The 17,874-nt window shown below is 58.7% G+C and carries 14 protein-coding genes and 2 pseudogenes; all 16 read right to left on the reverse strand.

The features are described 5' to 3' along the window. Window positions 1–115: 115 nt before the first annotated feature. The gene (gene ftsA / locus CU100_RS19010; protein ID WP_106718180.1) at window positions 116–1,438 is read right to left on the reverse strand and encodes a cell division protein FtsA; all 1,323 of its coding nucleotides are present in this window, start codon (window positions 1,436–1,438) and stop codon (window positions 116–118) included. Next, window positions 1,435–2,376: a cell division protein FtsQ/DivIB gene (locus tag CU100_RS19015; RefSeq protein WP_106718181.1), complete on the reverse strand. Its 942-nt coding sequence runs from the start codon at window positions 2,374–2,376 to the stop codon at window positions 1,435–1,437. The genes ftsA and CU100_RS19015 overlap by 4 nt, the downstream gene beginning before the upstream one ends. Beyond that, window positions 2,364–3,290 carry a D-alanine--D-alanine ligase gene (locus CU100_RS19020; protein WP_106718182.1) on the reverse strand — a complete coding sequence of 309 codons (927 nt, stop codon included), beginning with the start codon at window positions 3,288–3,290 and terminating at the stop codon, window positions 2,364–2,366. The genes CU100_RS19015 and CU100_RS19020 overlap by 13 nt, the downstream gene beginning before the upstream one ends. A 185-nt stretch (window positions 3,291–3,475) precedes the next feature. Beyond that, a pseudogene (locus tag CU100_RS19025) lies at window positions 3,476–3,711 on the reverse strand (type II toxin-antitoxin system ParD family antitoxin). A gap of 48 nt (window positions 3,712–3,759) precedes the next feature. Continuing rightward, window positions 3,760–4,734, reverse strand: a complete 975-nt coding sequence (murB, locus tag CU100_RS19030; protein WP_106718183.1) for a UDP-N-acetylmuramate dehydrogenase — start codon at window positions 4,732–4,734, stop codon at window positions 3,760–3,762. A 42-nt stretch (window positions 4,735–4,776) separates the two neighbouring features. After that, window positions 4,777–6,177, reverse strand: a complete 1,401-nt coding sequence (murC, locus tag CU100_RS19035; protein ID WP_106718184.1) for a UDP-N-acetylmuramate--L-alanine ligase — start codon at window positions 6,175–6,177, stop codon at window positions 4,777–4,779. Continuing rightward, entirely contained in the window at window positions 6,174–7,298 is a 1,125-nt protein-coding gene (gene murG / locus CU100_RS19040) for an undecaprenyldiphospho-muramoylpentapeptide beta-N-acetylglucosaminyltransferase (protein WP_106718185.1), read from the reverse strand. Before murG ends, murC begins: the two co-directional genes overlap by 4 nt. A 3-nt stretch (window positions 7,299–7,301) precedes the next feature. After that, window positions 7,302–8,459 carry a putative lipid II flippase FtsW gene (gene ftsW, locus CU100_RS19045; RefSeq protein ID WP_106718186.1) on the reverse strand — a complete coding sequence of 386 codons (1,158 nt, stop codon included), beginning with the start codon at window positions 8,457–8,459 and terminating at the stop codon, window positions 7,302–7,304. Further along, a complete protein-coding gene (gene murD, locus CU100_RS19050) occupies window positions 8,452–9,858 on the reverse strand; it encodes a UDP-N-acetylmuramoyl-L-alanine--D-glutamate ligase (protein WP_106718187.1) in 1,407 nt (468 codons plus the stop codon). The genes ftsW and murD overlap by 8 nt, the downstream gene beginning before the upstream one ends. Before the next feature lie 8 nt (window positions 9,859–9,866). Then, complete coding sequence (gene mraY, locus CU100_RS19055) at window positions 9,867–10,949, reverse strand: phospho-N-acetylmuramoyl-pentapeptide-transferase (RefSeq protein ID WP_106718188.1); 1,083 nt, start codon at window positions 10,947–10,949, stop codon at window positions 9,867–9,869. Window positions 10,950–10,974: 25 nt separating this feature from the next. Next, the gene (locus tag CU100_RS19060; RefSeq protein WP_106718189.1) at window positions 10,975–12,408 is read right to left on the reverse strand and encodes a UDP-N-acetylmuramoylalanyl-D-glutamyl-2,6-diaminopimelate--D-alanyl-D-alanine ligase; all 1,434 of its coding nucleotides are present in this window, start codon (window positions 12,406–12,408) and stop codon (window positions 10,975–10,977) included. Further along, window positions 12,405–13,874 (reverse strand): UDP-N-acetylmuramoyl-L-alanyl-D-glutamate--2,6-diaminopimelate ligase, encoded by a 1,470-nt coding sequence (locus CU100_RS19065; RefSeq protein ID WP_106718190.1) that lies wholly within the window; start codon window positions 13,872–13,874, stop codon window positions 12,405–12,407. The genes CU100_RS19060 and CU100_RS19065 overlap by 4 nt, the downstream gene beginning before the upstream one ends. A gap of 69 nt (window positions 13,875–13,943) precedes the next feature. After that, a pseudogene (locus CU100_RS19070) lies at window positions 13,944–15,605 on the reverse strand (peptidoglycan D,D-transpeptidase FtsI family protein); the annotation flags it as partial. Window positions 15,606–15,682: 77 nt separating this feature from the next. Then, complete coding sequence (gene ftsL / locus CU100_RS19075) at window positions 15,683–16,165, reverse strand: cell division protein FtsL (RefSeq protein ID WP_183635437.1); 483 nt, start codon at window positions 16,163–16,165, stop codon at window positions 15,683–15,685. Window positions 16,166–16,168: 3 nt separating this feature from the next. Next, window positions 16,169–17,176 carry a 16S rRNA (cytosine(1402)-N(4))-methyltransferase RsmH gene (gene rsmH, locus CU100_RS19080; RefSeq protein WP_106718192.1) on the reverse strand — a complete coding sequence of 336 codons (1,008 nt, stop codon included), beginning with the start codon at window positions 17,174–17,176 and terminating at the stop codon, window positions 16,169–16,171. Next, a complete protein-coding gene (gene mraZ / locus CU100_RS19085) occupies window positions 17,176–17,634 on the reverse strand; it encodes a division/cell wall cluster transcriptional repressor MraZ (RefSeq protein WP_106718193.1) in 459 nt (152 codons plus the stop codon). The genes rsmH and mraZ overlap by 1 nt, the downstream gene beginning before the upstream one ends. Window positions 17,635–17,874 lie beyond the last annotated feature (240 nt).

Below are 17,874 nucleotides of genomic sequence, written 5' to 3' on the forward strand. Positions count from 1 at the left end.
TGGGTTTCCCCGTTTGCGCGTGACCCCAAAAATCGTTCCCGATTCCAGGAAAAGCTCATGCGCCATTTAAGTGCTGCTGCGTCCAGTACGTCCTGAGGACGCGTGGCGCAGTATTCTAGAAACTCTCTTTCAGCCATTGGCCGATACGCTGGAAACGCCCACCCGTGCCTGTCATCAATGAAGATGAACCAGCTTTTACAGAACGCTCTTCAATTCCCGCCACCTGCGGATAGATCAGAAGTCCGACCGCCGCGGAGAAGGCCGGTCCCTTGGCCGCTTCGGGAAGCCCCGTAACCCCAAGGGGACGGCCGATACGCACATTGCGCGCCAGGATGCGGCGTGCCGCTTCCGGCAATCCCGCCAGCTGACTGGCACCACCCGTAAGCACCACGCGCTTGCCAACGATCTGGCCATAGCCGGACTGATTGAGCCGGTCACGCGCCAATTCCAGCGTCTCCTCGACGCGGGCACGGATGATGCGGGTGAGCACGGCCCGCGGATATTGATTGGGAACATCGCGGGCGTCATTGCCGAGCGGTGAGACGCTGATCATGTCCCGGTCGTCGGCTGCACTTGGCAGCGCCGAACCATGCATGACCTTCAGCCGCTCGGCGTCGTCCATATGGGCGGAGAGACCGCGGGCCACATCCATGGTCACATGATTTCCGCCAATGGCGATTGCATCGGCGTGGATGAACTTGCCCTCGGAGAAGACCGAGATCGTCGTCGTGCCGCCACCCATGTCGATGCAGGCTGCTCCCATCTCCGCTTCATCGTCGACGAGTGCCGAGAGGCCGCTGGCATAGGGCGTCGCAATCATGGCTTCCACGGACAGATGGCAGCGATTGACGCACAGCTCGAGATTGCGCAGCGGCGCAGCATCGGCAGTCAGGACATGCATTTCAACGCCGAGTGTATCGCCAATCATGCCGAGCGGATCGCGAATGCCGCGCTCACCATCAAGGCCATAGGCGATCGGGAGCGAATGGACGAGATGGCGTTCAGCAGCCAGCGCCTGCTTGGCGCCTGCGGCAAGCACGCGGCGGATGTCCGCTTGATCCACTTCATGGCCGCCAAGGTTGATACTGGCAGAAAAGCTCTCGCTCTTCAGACGGCCCGACGAGATATTGACGATCATGGAATCGACCGTGAGACCGGCCATGCGCTCGGCAGCGTCGACGGCAAGGCGGATTGCCTGCTCGGCAGCATCAAGATTGACGATAACGCCCGACTTGATACCGCGCGACTTCTGATGGCCGATGCCCAGAACCTCGATACGGTGCGTACGGCCTGGCAGGTGCGCACTTTCTTCACGCGGACGCAACCGCGCAATGATGCAGCAAACCTTGCTCGACCCGATGTCCAGAACAGTCAACGAGCGCGTCCGCTTGGCGGATGGCGCTCCAGTCGATGTGCCTTTTCCGTTCAGAATACTCATACACGCTTCTCCGAACGCTTTGGCGCCTTGTCTCGGGCCTTCAAATACTCAACGCGTTGCACCATCGCTTCCGGCGTAAGCCGGACCACCACGCGATCCGCCAGACGCATATCGACCGACGCGATGTCGCGGGACAGGAGCCCGGCCTTGCTGTCCATGCCGGCAATATCAGTCAACGCTTCATCGATCCGCGTTTCCGGAAGCATCAGACTTACGCCGTTTTTCAGCAGCAAATCCCAACGGCGGTCTCCGACCCGCTGATAGGCCTTTACCTCGCTGGCGATCTGCGGAAAGCCGGCCATTTGCGTCAACAGCAGCTTTGCCTGCTTGTCGGCACCCGCACCGATGACCAGGGGCAAGGAAGCACTGCGACCGCCGGTAAATGGCACGATCATGCGACCGTCGGCATCGATTACCGAGAGCTGATCGCCATTTTGCCAGACCGCGAGAGCCGTGCGCTCATGGATCGATATCTGAATCGTATTCGGATATACTTTGAACACATCGACCGATTCTACCCAGGGCAGCCCTGCGACCGCCTTCTGCGCGTCGGCGGCGCTCAATCCGACGAGCGATGTCTCGCCGTCCAGGCCAAGAGCACCAAGAACGTCGATCTCCGAAGTTTCCTTGTTTCCAACGACCTTCACATCTTCGATAGCGAAGCCAAACGTCGAAGTCGTGACCTTGACGACTTCCGGCGCGTGACCGCCGAGGATCGCACCGTAGGCGCCGGTAAGGGCGAGGAAAGCTACGGCTCCGATCGTTCCCACATGATTGGGAATAGAGACCTCGCCTTCGATCATGCGGGAGACGACGCGCACGGGCTTGCGCAGAAACTTCGGCAGCACGATGGGGAAACGGCCAAAAGCAGCCGGCCTGCCCGAAGACACCAGCTTTGCACCACGCGGGTGCGCATTTTTGCCCTTCAACGCAAACACGATGCGTCCTCCACCATCCAACTCAACAATTCACCAAAGGTATGCCCCGCGGCTTTGGCGATATCAGGTACGAGAGAGGTGGGGGTCATGCCTGGCTGGGTATTGATTTCCAGCCAGATCAGTTCGCCATCCTCGGAAAAACGGTCGTCGTAACGGAAGTCCGACCGGCTAATCCCTTTACATCCAATTGCCTGATGCGCCTTGAGTGACAGTGTTTGTATTTTTTGGTAAATTTTTAGTGAAATTTTAGCCGGCGTTACATGATTTGATCCACCTTCAACGTATTTTGAATCATAATCGTAGAACTGATGACCAACCGGTATGATTTCGCACACGCCTATGGCCACATCACCCATCACGGCGCAGGTCAGCTCGCGGCCATGGATGTAGCGCTCGACCATGACGGTACCTCCGAATTTCCACTCATCGGAAGTAATGATTTGCGGTGGATGCGACTGATCTTCCTTGACGATGACAACACCGAAGCTTGAGCCCTCGCTGACGGGCTTGACCACGTAAGGCGGCTTCATCGGGTGCTTCGAGGTAAAGTCCAGACGGCTCATCGTCCTGGCTTCTGCAACCGGAATGCCAGCCGCCTTGGCGACGATCTTCGCCTGCTCCTTGTTCATCGCCAGGGCGGAGGCAAGCACACCGGAATGCGTGTAAGGAATTTCAAGATATTCCAGGATGCCCTGGATGGTTCCGTCCTCACCGAAGGGACCATGCAGCGCATTGAAGACTACGTCGGGCTTAACTTGAACGAGCGTACTGGCGACATCGCGGGTGACGTCGACGCGCGTTACGGTATAGCCCTCCGCCTCCAAAGCATCCGCGCAAGAATTGCCAGAGGACAGCGACACCGGACGCTCCGATGAAAAGCCACCCATCAGCACCGCAACATGCTTTTTCGCCATCAAGGCAACCCCTCGTATGCTTCCCCATCGAAGCTGAAAACGAGATGAGCGAGATACATCCGGCGGCCGGGACCGCAGATACCCGAGACTAGTAAAACCAGCCGACTCAAATCAGTTAACGCTTGCCCCTAAAGAATCAGAGAGTTGATTCGCTGACAAGTCCCCAATGATTCAACAATGGAATTTCAGGTAAAAAATTGTGTCAGGAGGAGGCGCTGGCCTTCGATAAAAGAGCCGAAGTCGATTTCACCGGAAGACCCGCTCGCCTCTCCTTCGATCAGCGCAGACCGCAGGGCCTGAATTTTCAATTCGTGCTCTTCGAGTAGTCGGAGCCCGGCCTGACGACTTCGCTTGCAGGCGCGAACCTGCCGCGCGATACATCGTCGTCGATAAATTCACTCAAGTGGTCGCCTGGTGAAATGGAGTGTTTTTGGACATCAGGCTTTTCCTGGTATCTAACAACTGGCTGCTACAGCAATTGCCCCATGAACTCATGCACTTCCTGACCGGGGCGGAAACCGCCGAGGCGCTTTATTTCCCAATGCAGGCGAATACCGGAATTCTGCACCACCCGTGAGCGGATGGTTTCGCCGAGCGTCTCCAGATCATGACCTGAGGCAGTACCTGTGTTGATCATGAAATTGCAATGCATCGGAGACATCTGCGCGCCGCCAATCATCAGTCCGCGCCCGCCTGCCTTGTCGATCTCTTTCCACGCGGACGAACCCTCCGGATTCTTGAACGTCGAACCGCCGGTCTTTTCGCGGATGGGCTGCACTGTTTCGCGGTGGTGCTGCACGGCATCCATCGCCGACTGGATTTCCCCTCGGTCGCCCGGCACGCCCTCGAAAAGAGCCGAGGTGAAGATCAGGTCGCTGGCCGCTCCTGAATGGCGATAGGCATAGCCCATGTCGGCATTGGAAAGAATGCGGAGTTCGCCGCTCCGATCGAGCGCTCGCACTTCCACCACCCGCTCGCGCGTTTCGACGCCATTGGCGCCTGCGTTCATACGAAGAGCGCCGCCGATGCCTCCGGGAATACCATGATAGAAATGGAAACCTGCGATGCCTGCATCGAGGGCTGCCGCCGCCACGCGCTTATCCGGCGTGGCGCTTCCCGCTCGCAACTGCATTTCGCCAACACGCTCCACTTCGCCGAAGCCCTTGGCCGACAGGCGAACCACGAAACCCTGAATGCCGCCATCGCGCACCAGAAGATTTGAACCAATTCCAACGGTCTGGATCGGATATTCCTCAGGTACGGCCTTGAGGAAGGCCGACAAATCTTCTTCATCGGCCGGCTGGAACATGACTTCAGCCGGGCCGCCAGCACGAAACCACGTGACTTTTTCCATGCTCATATTGGGCGTCAGCCGGCCCCGGAGACCGGACAATCGATCTCCAAGCTTCTTCAGCAGGGCTTCGCCATCGACGAGTGAAGACATGTTTTCCTTCCGGCGCTCCGGCCCTGTGGGCAACCGCCAAATCTAGAGCGCTGCGAGTTCCTTTGGCAAGGCATATGCCCACTGCGTGATATTGCCAGCACCAAGAAAAATCACGAAATCGTCCGGTTTGGCGATCTCGGCAATCAAAGGCGCAACATCTTGTGGCCCGCTGATATAACGAGCGTCGCGATGCGCGGCGGTTTTGATGCGTGCAACCAGTTCCTGCGAGCTGATCCCTTCGATCGGATCCTCCCCGGCTGCATAGACCGGGGCCAGGATGACCGTGTCGGCGTCGTTGAAACAGGCAGCGAACTCGTCGAACAGGCTCGCGAGGCGTGTGTAACGATGCGGTTGCACGACGGCGATGACGCGGCCCCTGGCGGAATCCCGTGCCGCGCGCAGCACGGCTTTTATTTCAACGGGATGATGGCCATAGTCATCGAATATCTCCACACCGTTCCACGAACCGGTGTGGGTGAAGCGACGCTTGACGCCGCCGAACGAGGAAAGGCCGCTCTTGATATCCTCAGCCGATATGCCGAGCTCATGCGCTACGGCAATCGCGGCCGTCGCATTGGAAACGTTGTGGCGCCCGGGCATCGGCAAACGCAGGCCGGTGATCTCGGTGATCCCGCCCGTCTTGCGCTTGGCAATGTGAACATCGAAACGCGAGGCCGCTCCATCGACGACGAGATTGACGAAACGAACATCGGCCTGCGGATTTTCGCCATATGTGATGACCCTGCGATCTTCGATACGCGACACCAGCGACTGTACTTCCGGATGATCGAGACACATGACGCCGAAGCCGTAGAACGGCACGTTTTCCACGAATTGCCGGAACGCCTCACGAACCCTGTCGAAGGTACCATAATGGTCGAGATGCTCGGGATCGATGTTGGTGACGACTGCAACATCGGCGGGAAGCTTCAAGAATGTACCGTCGCTTTCGTCCGCTTCGACGACCATCCAGTCGCCCTCGCCCATGCGCGCGTTCGTGCCATAGGCGTTGATAATGCCGCCATTGATCACGGTTGGATCGATCTTGCCGGCGTCGAGGAGCGCTGCGACCATCGAGGTCGTTGTCGTCTTGCCGTGGGTGCCTCCGATGGCAACTGCCTTGCGAAAGCGCATCAGTTCAGCCAGCATCTCCGCCCGGAGCACGACAGGGAGCAGCTTCTCGCGAGCCGCTATCAGTTCAGGATTGGACTTCTTGATAGCTGTCGAGACAACAACGACCTCGGCTTCGCCAATGTTCTCGGCCTTGTGGCCCACATAGACCTCGATGCCTTTCTCGCGCAGACGTTGCACATTGGCGCTATCGGCCTGGTCCGAACCCTGAACGTCGTAGCCGAGATTATGCAGGACTTCGGCGATTCCACTCATGCCGATACCGCCGATACCGATAAAATGAACAAGGCCGATGTTGAGCGGCATCTTCATGGACGCACTCCTTTTTTGAAATCTTCAATCCGTTGACCGGAGGCAATAGCTTCTGCAAGGTCGGCAAGCAACCTCGTGGCCTCAGGTTTGCCCGTGGCGCGCGCCTTTTCCGCAACAAACGCCAGTCTTGTGGGTTCGCTCATCGCGCTCGTCAGAATAGACGCAATTCGCTCGGGCGAAAGGTCGGACTGTTTGACGACCTCTGCTCCGCCGGCAGCCTGGAGTGCCGCTGCATTCGCCGCCTGATCATGATCGAGTGCATGCGGGAATGGCACAAGAATAGCGGGCCGGCCTATTGCGGCTATTTCTGAAACAGTGGACGCCCCGGACCTGGACAGGATGAAATGTGATTCCGCAATGCGGTGTGGCATATCAACGAAGAACGGCGCGACGTCTGCCTTGATGCCTAGTGATTGATAGGCGGAGCGAACGTGCGACTCATCTTCGGCACGGGCTTGCTGAGTCAGGAAGAGACGTTCCCGAAGTTCCGGCGCCAGCAGTTCGATGGCCGCGGGAACGGCGGTGGAAAAGTATTGTGCGCCCTGGCTGCCTCCAAAAACGAGAAAATGGAATGGCTGGTGTGCCTGTGAAGCCTTGTAGGCTTTGCCGACCTCCGCCAGAACGGCCGGCCGCACCGGGTTGCCGGTGGTGATTATCTTTTGCGACAATGAGCCAGTATCTGACAGGAAACCGCCTGCGATCGCATTGACCCTAGGTGCAAGGGCCTTGTTGGCGCGGCCCATCACAGCGTTCTGCTCGTGCACGAGCGTCGGTATCCCCATGCCGCTCGCTGCATATAGCGGCGGCAACGTTGGGTAGCCGCCAAACCCGGCGACCAGCTTCGGCTTCATCGCCCGGAAAATTTTACGGGAATCGAGATTGCCCAGCCACAGGGTCCAGAAGGTCCGCGCCAGCGCCACCGGATTACGCCCGGCTATCGTCGCAGACCTCACGACATGAATCTTCTCCGCGGGAAAAGAGCTGGTGAACCGCCGGGCGCGGTCATCGGTTACCAGATGAATTTCCCAATCGCGCGCGATCAATTCATACGCCAGCGCTTCGGCCGGAAACAGGTGTCCGCCAGTCCCCCCGGCGGCAAGAAAAATGACCCCCTTCGGCATGGATCAGGTCGCGCCGGCCATAGAGTGCATTTTCGAATTGGCGAGCGTTGCCGAGCGGCGGGCCTCGGGGCGGCGGCGCGTGAGCGCAAGGAGAAGCCCTGTCGAAATCGCCACTGCGATCAAGGATGAACCGCCGTAGGAGATGAATGGCAAGGTCATTCCTTTCGCCGGCATCAGGTGCAGATTGACGGAGATATTGATGATCGATTGGAAGCCGAACAGAATGACCAGGCCTGAAACCGCAAGCCGGGTGAAATCATCGCGCTCTTTTAGCGCAATCGACAAGCCGCGGATGACGATGAAGCCAAAGATCAGCACGATGAGCAGACAGAGGGCGATGCCGTATTCTTCGGCCGTCACGGAAAAGATAAAGTCGGTGTGGCTATCGGGAATAATGCGCTTGATCGTTCCCTCGCCCGGTCCCTGGCCGAACCAGCCACCCCGGACAATCGCCTCACGTCCAGCATCTACCTGGAATGTATCACCTTCGCCGGTCATGAAGCGGTCGATACGGCCCGCCACGTGCGGGAACACCGTGTAGGCTCCGAAGAAACCGCCAACTGCCATCACACCAAGGAGGATGATCCAGAACCAGGGTACGCCGGCCATGAAGAACATCGCGCCCCAGGTGACGGCGGTCAGGATCGTTTGTCCAAGATCCGGCTGTGCAACCAGCAATGCGGCGACAACGGCAAACAGGACCATGGCGAAGAAATTGCCCGGTATATCCTTACGGCGCTCGTTTTCGGCAAACAGCCACGCGCAGATGATGACGAAGGCGGGTTTCATGAACTCCGACGGCTGGATTGAAATGCCAGCGAGAGAGACCCAGCGCCTTGCGCCCTTGACTTCAATACCGAAAAACAGAGCGCCGACCATGGCCACCAGCGAAATACCCAGCATGATCATGGCAAAGCGGCGGATAGTCTTCGGCGCCATGAAGGAAACAGCAAACATCACCATCACCGCCGGTACCATGAACAGTGTCTGCCGCTTGACGAAATGGAAACTGTCGAGGCCAATACGCTCGGCTACCGCGGGGCTTGCCGCAAAGGACAGCAAAATGCCAAGTCCCATGAGCGCGAGGCAGGCGGCAAGAAGAAAACGATCGATTGTCCACCACCAGTCGGCGACAGGACCACGGTCAACGCGACTAACCATTATGAGAACCCCCGATTGGTACAACGCCCTCAAGCGCGAGAACGGCGGAGCGGAATGCTTCGCCGCGTTTTTCAAAGTTCTGGAACTGATCGAAACTGGCGCAGGCAGGCGAGAGCAGGACCACCGGCTCGCTCGTGCCATCGCGGGCCGCGTCGCGAGCGGCATGATCAACCGCCGCGCCGATTGTGCCGGATATCTCGAATGGTGCGGCGTCGCCGAGCGTGGCCGCAAATTGCGGCGCTGCTTCACCAATCAGATAGGCCTTGGCAATGCGCGGGAAGAAGCCGGATAGCGAAGCGATGCCGCCTTCTTTGGGTAGTCCCCCTGCAATCCAGTAAATGCGCGGAAAAGACGAAAGCGCCGGCGCCGCAGCTTCGGCATTCGTCGCCTTGGAGTCGTTGACGAACAAGGTATTGCCCAGTCGTGCCACCTGTTCCATGCGATGGGCAAGGCCCGGAAACGTTCTCAATCCGGAATTGATTTCTTCCCTTGAAAGGCCGACCGCGCGGCAGGCGGCGAAGGCCGCCAATGCATTTTGCGCATTGTGTTCGCCGCGTAGCGACCCTATGCCCGCAAGCGACCCGACGACCGTTCTGTCGCCGTTCTTTGCAAATAGCAACTCGGTACCTTCTGCGAAATATCCGTTGGCTATCTGCATTCGTTTTGAGATGCGGATGACGGATTTACCTGTCCGCTCCAGGCGGTCGCCGATTGCAGCCGAAAAACTGTCATCGCAACCGACGATGGCGGTGTCGCTTCCGGCAACGAGACGTTCCTTGATCTCGGCGTAATGCTGCATCGTGCCATGGCGGTCGAGGTGATCCGGCGTCAGGTTTAGCAGGATACCGGCCGTGGGGTTGAGCGAAGGTGCTAGATCGATCTGGTACGAGGAACACTCAACCACATAGACGCGACCGTCTGCAGGAGGCTGCAATGTCATCACCGCGGTGCCTATATTGCCTCCAAGCTGCATATCGCGTCCTGAGGACTTGATGATATGAGCGATCAGCGCCGTGGTCGTCGACTTACCGTTGGTGCCGGTAATCGCAATGAACGGGCTGTTCTTGTTCGCAAGATTGCGCTCGCGCACAAAGAGCTCGACATCTCCGATTATCTCGACGCCGGCGGCCCGTGCCAGATCGACGGTCCAATGCGGGCGAGGATGAGTAAGAGGCACGCCGGGCGACAGGACGAAGGACGAAAACGCCCTCCAGTCAACCTGCCTGAGGTCAGCGGTCTTGATACCAGCACTGTTCGCGCGCGCCACGCTCTCCGGATTGTCATCCCAGGCGATCACGCTCGCTCCGCCAGCGGCAATCGCCTGTGCCGTCGCAATGCCCGAACCGCCGAGCCCGAAGAGCGCGACGGTCTTGTCCTTCATGGAGTGGGCGATGATCATGCGGACGCCTACCGGAGTTTCAGTGTGGAAAGGCCGATGAGCGCCAGGATCACGGCGATGATCCAGAAGCGGATCACCACCTGGCTCTCGGTCCAGCCCTTCTTTTCGAAATGGTGGTGGATCGGCGCCATCAGGAAGACGCGCTTGCCTGTCATCTTGAACGATGCCACTTGAATGATCACTGACATCGCCTCCATGACGAATACGCCACCGATGATTGCAAGGACGATCTCGTGCTTGGTAGCGACGGCAACGGCACCGATGAGCCCGCCAAGCGCCAGCGACCCGGTGTCACCCATGAAAATGGCCGCTGGGGGGGCGTTGAACCAGAGAAAGCCGAGACCCGCGCCGATGACGGAACCGAGAACCACGGCGAGCTCGCCCGTGCCAGGTGTGAAATGGATTTGCAAATAATCCGCAAAAATCGCGTTACCGGCGAGATAAGCGATCACCCCGAACGAGGCGGCGGCAATCATCACCGGTACGGTGGCCAGACCGTCCAGACCATCGGTGAAATTCACGGCATTGCCTGCGCCGACCATGACGAAGGCGGCGAAAGGAATGAAGAAAATACCGAGATTGAGGATGAATTCCTTGGCAAACGGAAAGGTCAGCGATGACGAAAACGGCTCCTGCCCCGCGCGCATGATCGCGAGCCCGGCAATGGCAGCGACCAGGAACTCGATGCCAAGGCGCGCGCGGGCGGAGAAGCCTTTGAACGACTGTTTGCTGACCTTGAGGTAATCGTCGTAGAAACCGATCGCCCCGAAGAACAGCGCGACCAGCAGAACGATCCACACATAGACGTTCGACCAGTTTGCCCAAAGCAGGGACGACAGGACGATACCCGTCATGATCATCAGTCCGCCCATGGTCGGGGTGCCGGCCTTCTTGAAATGTGTCTGCGGGCCATCTGCACGGATCGGCTGGCCACGCCCCTGTCGGATGCGCAAAGAGTCGATGATGCGTGGCCCGAAGAGGAAGACAATCAGCGCAGATGTGATCAGCGCGCCGCCGGTCCTGAACGTGATGTAGCGGAACACGTTGAGAATCTGGATATGTTCCGCCAGACCGGCGAGATAGTAGAGCATTTAGCTAATTCCCCATGACCGCAAACTACTCGGCAGGACCGAGAGGCTCTACGGTGTTGTATTTCTGCAAGAGCGTTTTCACGATCTGCGCGAAGCCGGTCCCCTTGGACGACTTGACCATGATCACATCCCCCGCCCGGATCGTGTTCAGCAATTGCGGTTGCAATTCGTCTACGCTCTGCCTGTATTCGGCATGAAATTCAACCGGCATGGCCGCCTTCAGAGCCGCCATTTCGGGTCCGCCGAGAAAAACCATGTTGATAGGATTGGCAAGGATCACCGAGGAAATATCCGCATGGAGCTTGGGGGCCTGCTTGCCAAGTTCCAGCATATCGCCAAGCACGGCTATGCGACGCCCTTTGCCTTGGGGCGTTGCAGCCGCCAGAAGCTCGATTGCAGCGCGCATAGAGGCTGGGTTGGCATTGTAGCTCTCGTCGATTAGCGTGAATGTACCACCGGGAACTTCAAGCGAGTGGCGTGCGCCGCGACCGCTTTCCGGACGCAGGGACGCAAGCGCCAATGTCACTTTGGCCATGTCTGCGCCGGTCAGATGCGCGGCGCCCAGAACGGCCAGAACATTTTGCACGATATGCCTGCCCGGCGCTCCGATCTTGACGACCGCCTCCTCGCCGGCGAGACGGGCCGTCAGGCAAGAGCATCCATCGTGGAGCTTCAGCTTTATCAGGCGATAATCGGCACGCGCGTTCTCGCCGAAGGTCTTGATGTGCTCGACACCCGCGTCGACAGCCAGCTTCTCCAAAAGTTTGAAGTGCTTGTCGTCGCGGTTGAGCAATGCATAGCCGCCTGGCACAAGTCCTTCGAATATTTCAGCCTTGGCGACGGCGATTTCCTGCAGGTTCCGGAAGTGTCCGAGATGCGCTGGCGCAATCAATGTGATCAAGGAAACGTGCGGGCGAACCATCTTGACGAGCGGGCGGATTTCATCCGCATGGTTCATGCCGATTTCAAAAACACCGTAATCGGTGTCCGCCGGCATGCGCGCGAGCGTCAGCGGCACACCCCAATGATTATTGAAGGACGCAACCGAGGCATGGACTTTTCCGGCCTGTGCAAGGACGTGACGCAGCGCTTCCTTGGTCGTTGTCTTGCCGACCGATCCTGTGACGGCGATGATCTGCGCATGCGAACGCTGCCGCGAGGCGATGCCCAACCGGGTCATGGCGGCCAATACGTCGTCAACGACAATCATCGGCACCTTCAATTTGCCGAGCGCAGGCAGCTTCGCTTCGGCGACGACGAGCAGCGCAGCGCCAGCGGCCACGGCAGCGGTCGCATAGTCATGGCCGTCCAGTGCGTCGCCTTTTATGGCAAAGAACGCTTCGCCCGGTTGCAGGGTTCGCGTATCGATGGATATCCCTGTGATCCCCTCGGGCAATCTTCCGACGGGCCGCCCATTCATGGCCTCGACCATAGAATCGGAAGTCCAGAGCAGGCTCATGCACCCTTCTCCCGAGCCAGCCGCGCCTTCAGGGCCTCGGCAACTTCAACATGGTCCGAGAACGGGAGTACGATGTCGCCGATGGTTTGGCCCTCCTCGTGCCCCTTTCCCGCAACAATCAGCGTGTCGCCGGTTTTCATCATGGCGACGGCTTCATGGATTGCTTCGCGGCGATCGGCAATCTCCCGGGCACTGGGGGCCGCGGCCAAAATCTCGGCTCTGATCGTGGCGGGCACTTCGGAACGAGGATTGTCATCGGTCACGATGACCACATCCGCCAGACGCGTTGCGATCTCGCCCATCATCGGGCGCTTGCCCTTGTCACGATCACCTCCACAACCGAAAACGACGATAACGCGGCCGGTCGTGAACGGGCGAACCGACGTCAGCACGTTTTCGAGCGCATCGGGTTTGTGGGCATAGTCTACATACGCAGGCGCGCCATCTTCAGTCGCGCCAACAAGATCAAGCCGCCCCGGCGCACCTTTAAGGCGCTCGAGGCCGCGCATGGCTGCTGCCGCGGGAACACCGGTGGCGATCGCCAGTCCCGCCGCAACAAGTCCGTTGGCAACCTGGAAATCGCCAGCAAGCGGCAGGGTAATCTCAAAGATCTCACCGGCAATGTGGACTTCGACGTGCTGGCGGAAGCGCTCGTGCTCGACGCGTTTAACCGTAATGAAATCGCCCTTTCGACCAACGGTCAAAACCAAGCAACCGGCGTCAGTGGCAGCGGCGATAGTCGCTTTGGAAAACGGATCATCCGCAAAGATGATTGCGGGCGAACCCTTCGGCAGAAGCTCTCTGAACAGGCGCAGCTTGGCCGCATGATATTCATCCACGGTCGCATGATAATCCATATGGTCGCGGCCGAGATTGGTGAAGGCACCTGCCGAGAGCCTGACACCGTCCAGCCGACGCTGGTCCAGACCATGCGACGACGCTTCCATCGCCGCATGCGTGACGCCCTCGTCGACGAGTTCCCGGAGCAATTTGTGGAGTTCGACCGGGTCCGGTGTCGTCAGCGAGCCATAGTCATCGCGCTTCGGCGAAACGACCCCTGTCGTGCCGATACTGGCGGAGGCAAAGCCCGCCTGCGCCCAGATCTGACGCGTAAAAGAAGCGACCGATGTCTTGCCGCTCGTGCCCGTGATGGCAACCATGACGTCGGGCTGCGCCTTGTAGAAGCTGGCAGCAGCCAGAGCCAACGTCCGGCGAGCGTCATCGACGTAGATGATCGGCACGGAAATATTGCCAAGCTTCGCCCCTCGCGACGCTACGATGACAGCCGCTCCCCGCGCAGCCGCATCAGCAGCATAGGCCACACCGTCGGCCTTAGAGCCTTTCAATGCCGCGAACAGGAAACCACGCTCGACCTGACGGGAATCCGACGTAAGGCCACGGATGTTCTTATCTCCGAGTTCGGAGATGGCCAGGGCGGGAATGCCGTTCAGATCTTTCAGTTTCATGGCCGGACTGGACTCATCTTCACTTGAAAACTGCCGAAAACACGACCCGTTGATTCGCGTTTCGCTAGGTTATTGGTCAAAGTTTACCATCAATGGAGCGGATTCTTGTTCTTCGCGGAAATCAGGCTGTACCCCCAGGAATGAAGCGGACCTGCGAATGATATCTGCAACCATCGGCGCCGCATTGAAACCAGCGGTCGCACCAACTTTGCCTTCCTCCGCCTTGGGCTCATCGATAATGGTCAAAACCACATATTCCGGCTTGTCGATCGGAAATGCTGCGACGAAGGCGTTGAAGCGAACATCGCTCGAATAGCGTCCGTTGATAACCTTTTCGGCCGTACCGGTCTTGCCGCCAACCCGATAGCCTTTGACATTGGCGCGAGAGCCTGAGCCGCCCGAACCCGTCTCACTGTTGAGCCGGTAGAGATAGCGCATATCCTCGCTGGTCTTCTCGCTGACGACCTGCTTTGCAACCTTGCTTGCCTCATCGATCGTGCGAGGAAGGAACGTCGGCTGGATCAGCTTGCCGCCATTCATCAATGCAGCCGCGCCGACTGCCGTCTGCAGGGGCGTCGTTGCCATGCCATGACCGAAGGCAATGGTAATGGAATGCACTTTCTTCCAGACCTTCGGCTCCATCGGACGGGCGACCTCGGGCAATTCCGTCTGCATCCGATCAAGCAGACCCATGCGATGCAGGAATTCACGGTGTCCTTCGATACCAACAACGTCCGCCTCCTTCGCGGAGCCGATGTTCGAAGAATAGATGAACACTTCCGGCATTGTCAGGATACGATTCTTCCCGTGGAAATCGCGGATCGTCTGGCGACCTATGGTGATCGGGCGCCTCGCGTCGAAAGTACTTTGCAGATTCACCTTACCAGAATCGAGCGCCATCGCCGTCGTAAAACTCTTGATGGTGGAGCCCATCTCATATGTTCCAGCAGACATGCGGTTGAGGTGATCTTTGTCCAACACGTTGAACGGATTGTTGGGATCGAAGTCTGGCGCAGAGGCCATCGCAAGCACTTCGCCCGTGTGAATGTTGAGCACCACGGCACCGGCGGCAATTGCCCGGTATTTCTGCATGGCGGTCACCACGACATCGCGGACGACATGCTGGACCCGCAGATCGATGGACAATTTCACCGGTTCAAGCGACCGGCTGTCGGCAAGGCCGACATCGCGCAGATCCGACAGCCCCTGCTCGTCGATGTACTTTTCCATGCCGGCAGTACCCTGGTTGTCGATATTGACGAGGCCAAGGATGTGCGAGGCGGTGGGGCCACCGGGATAGAAGCGCGACTTCTCCGTGCGAAACCCTATGCCCGGAATGCCCAGCGCCATGATCTGGCTCTTTTGCTGCGGTGTCATTCCGCGCTTCAGCCAGGCGAATCCTGTCCCGCTCTTGAGGCGGCTATAGGTCTGTTCGAAGTTGAGATCGGGCAGAACCGTCGAAAGCAGCTCTATCGCTTCATCCGGATCGACAATCTTGCGAGGTTCGGCATAGAGCGATGCTGTCTTGATGTCGGTGGCAAGGACCTCGCCATTACGGTCGAGGATATCGGGGCGCGACGCGAGCACGGCTCCGGTCGGACCATTATAGCCCGTCGTGTCTTCCTGCATTCCGTAATAAACGAGCCGCCCGCCGATGATCCCATATATGCCGACGAAACAAGCTATGGCCATGACGACACGATTGCGGGCGCGATTGCCGGATTTCTTCTTCCTGGCATCCAGCGCGAACGCGGGGGCTTTGACTGTTTCCAGTTCGGTTTTCTTCCGTTTGATCCAGGTCGCAGTCATCAATAGAGCCCCACGCTCTTAGGGGTTGCATTCGAAACTACCCGTTTGACAGGCTTCGGCGCTGCCGCCTCAACCTTCTTCGTGACGGGTTTCGGCTTTGCGACACTGCCCGTAACCGTCGTGTCCGGCTTGATCGTGTCACCTGCATTTGCCTCGGTGATGATGTTCGCTGCATCATCGAGATCAAGCGAGGCGGGCTTCGGCTGCGGCAACTCGTCAAGGCTAACGATCTGCTGCGCTTCCACCTGCTGCAGATCGAGCTGGCCCTGAAACGTCTCGACGAGTTTTTGCAGACGGTTCGGTTGGGTCAAGAGGCTCCAATCGGCCTTTAGCAGGTCGATCGTATCTCGTTCATCGGTTATCATACGCTGCAGCCGGGTGACCTGTGTCATCTGCTTTTCGGCATCGTGCTTGATCTTGTAGGTCACGGCGGCCGCAAGGATCATCAGCCCTATCAATATTATGTCGAAGGTACGCAGCACGGATCAGTTCCTCGCCGTTTCGATGAACACAGGAAGATTTGGCAGGCCATAGATTGCATGATCCTCCGCCAGCGCAGGATTTACGGTGCGGATGCCTGCACGCAGCTTGGCAGAGCGGGCGCGCGGGTTGCGAAGGGCCTCGTCCTCTGCGGGTATGACAACTCCCTTGCCGACAGGCGTGAAGCTTGCAAGCCGCTGGTCGCGCTGGGGCAGATGACGTGATCCCCCGCCCGCACCCGAACGATCCGAGAAAAAGCGTTTGACAATGCGGTCTTCCAGCGAATGGAACGTGACGACAACAAGCCGGCCACCGGGTTTCAGGACGCGTTCGGCGGCGTGCAACGCACGCACCAGTTCCCCAAGCTCATCATTGACGAAAATGCGCAAAGCCTGGAATACCCGCGTCGCAGGATGGATCGGCACCTTCGGATTTCTGCCAACCAGTGCTTCAATCGCATTGGCGAGATCGCGTGTGCGGGTGAATGGCTCGGCGGTACGGCGCTTGTCGATCATGCGGGCAATGCGCCCGGCATGACGCTCCTCGCCGAGAAAGTTGAAAATGCGCGCCAGGTCGCCGATCTTCAGACGATTGACCACATCGGCAGCGCTTGGACCAGAGCTCGACATGCGCATGTCGAGCGGGCCATCCTTCTGGAACGAAAAGCCGCGCTCGGCCTCGTCGATCTGCATGGACGAGACACCAATATCCAGGACGATACCGTCGGGCGCGCCAAGCAACGCCACCTGATCCAGCGTCGAGAATGTACCCTGTACAAGGGTCAGCCGACCGGCAAATTCATTCTCCATCGCACGACCGGCCTCGATAGCCGAAGGGTCGCGATCAACAGCCGTGACGAAAGCTCCGGTTTCAAGAATACGCCTGGTATAGCCGCCGGCGCCGAACGTTCCATCGATGATCCGCTGACCCTTCTCCGGCTGGAGTGCCGCAATCACCTCGTCGAGCAGGACAGGAATGTGGCGGCCATCGCTCGCATGTGGAGATTCCGGCATCAGCTGTTCCCCGCGTGCACGTTTTCCTGGCGACGCTTTTCCGCCAGGCGCTGCCGGACCTTTGCCCGGTGCGCTTCGAACTTGTCCGGGTGCCACATCTGAAAATGTGTGTTGGCACCCGCGAACGTCACGTCCGACGAAATGCCCGTATGCTCGCGCATGAAATCTGTAACCGTTATCCGTCCATCCCCGTCCAGCTTCAGAAATCCCCCATCCGCGTGAAGATAGAACGACATGTCGTCCGACGTTTCCGCGAAGGGATCCTCGCTGTCCAGACGCTTGTCGAATCGTGTCAGAAGTTCCGGACCACCCGCATCGAGCGCCGGCAGATGCAGGGAACGAAGGGCGTAAAGTTCCGTATGACCGGCCGTCTGGATTATCGAACGAAAGTGCGCCGGGACGGAAACCCGCCCCTTTGCATCGATCTTGTTCGTTACATGTCCGAGGAACCGGTTCAAAATCCAATACCGCCGTTTCCGCCCCTATCACGTCGATCTTCGGGGCATCTGCCATCTTCAGTTCTGCCCGGAGCATCGATTGAATCGAAGGACGAGCACTGCCAACAGGAGTTCGAGCGCCGGCAAACTGATCCGAATGCCAGGCCTTGCATGCCAAATCGTATTTCGGGAAACACCGTCTCGACTGAACGCTACTGATGAAACCGATCGATATCATGGGGCACTATGGGCGTCAATGGG

It is taken from the genome of Phyllobacterium endophyticum (assembly GCF_003010935.1).
In the GTDB taxonomy this organism is placed as follows: domain Bacteria; phylum Pseudomonadota; class Alphaproteobacteria; order Rhizobiales; family Rhizobiaceae; genus Phyllobacterium; species Phyllobacterium endophyticum.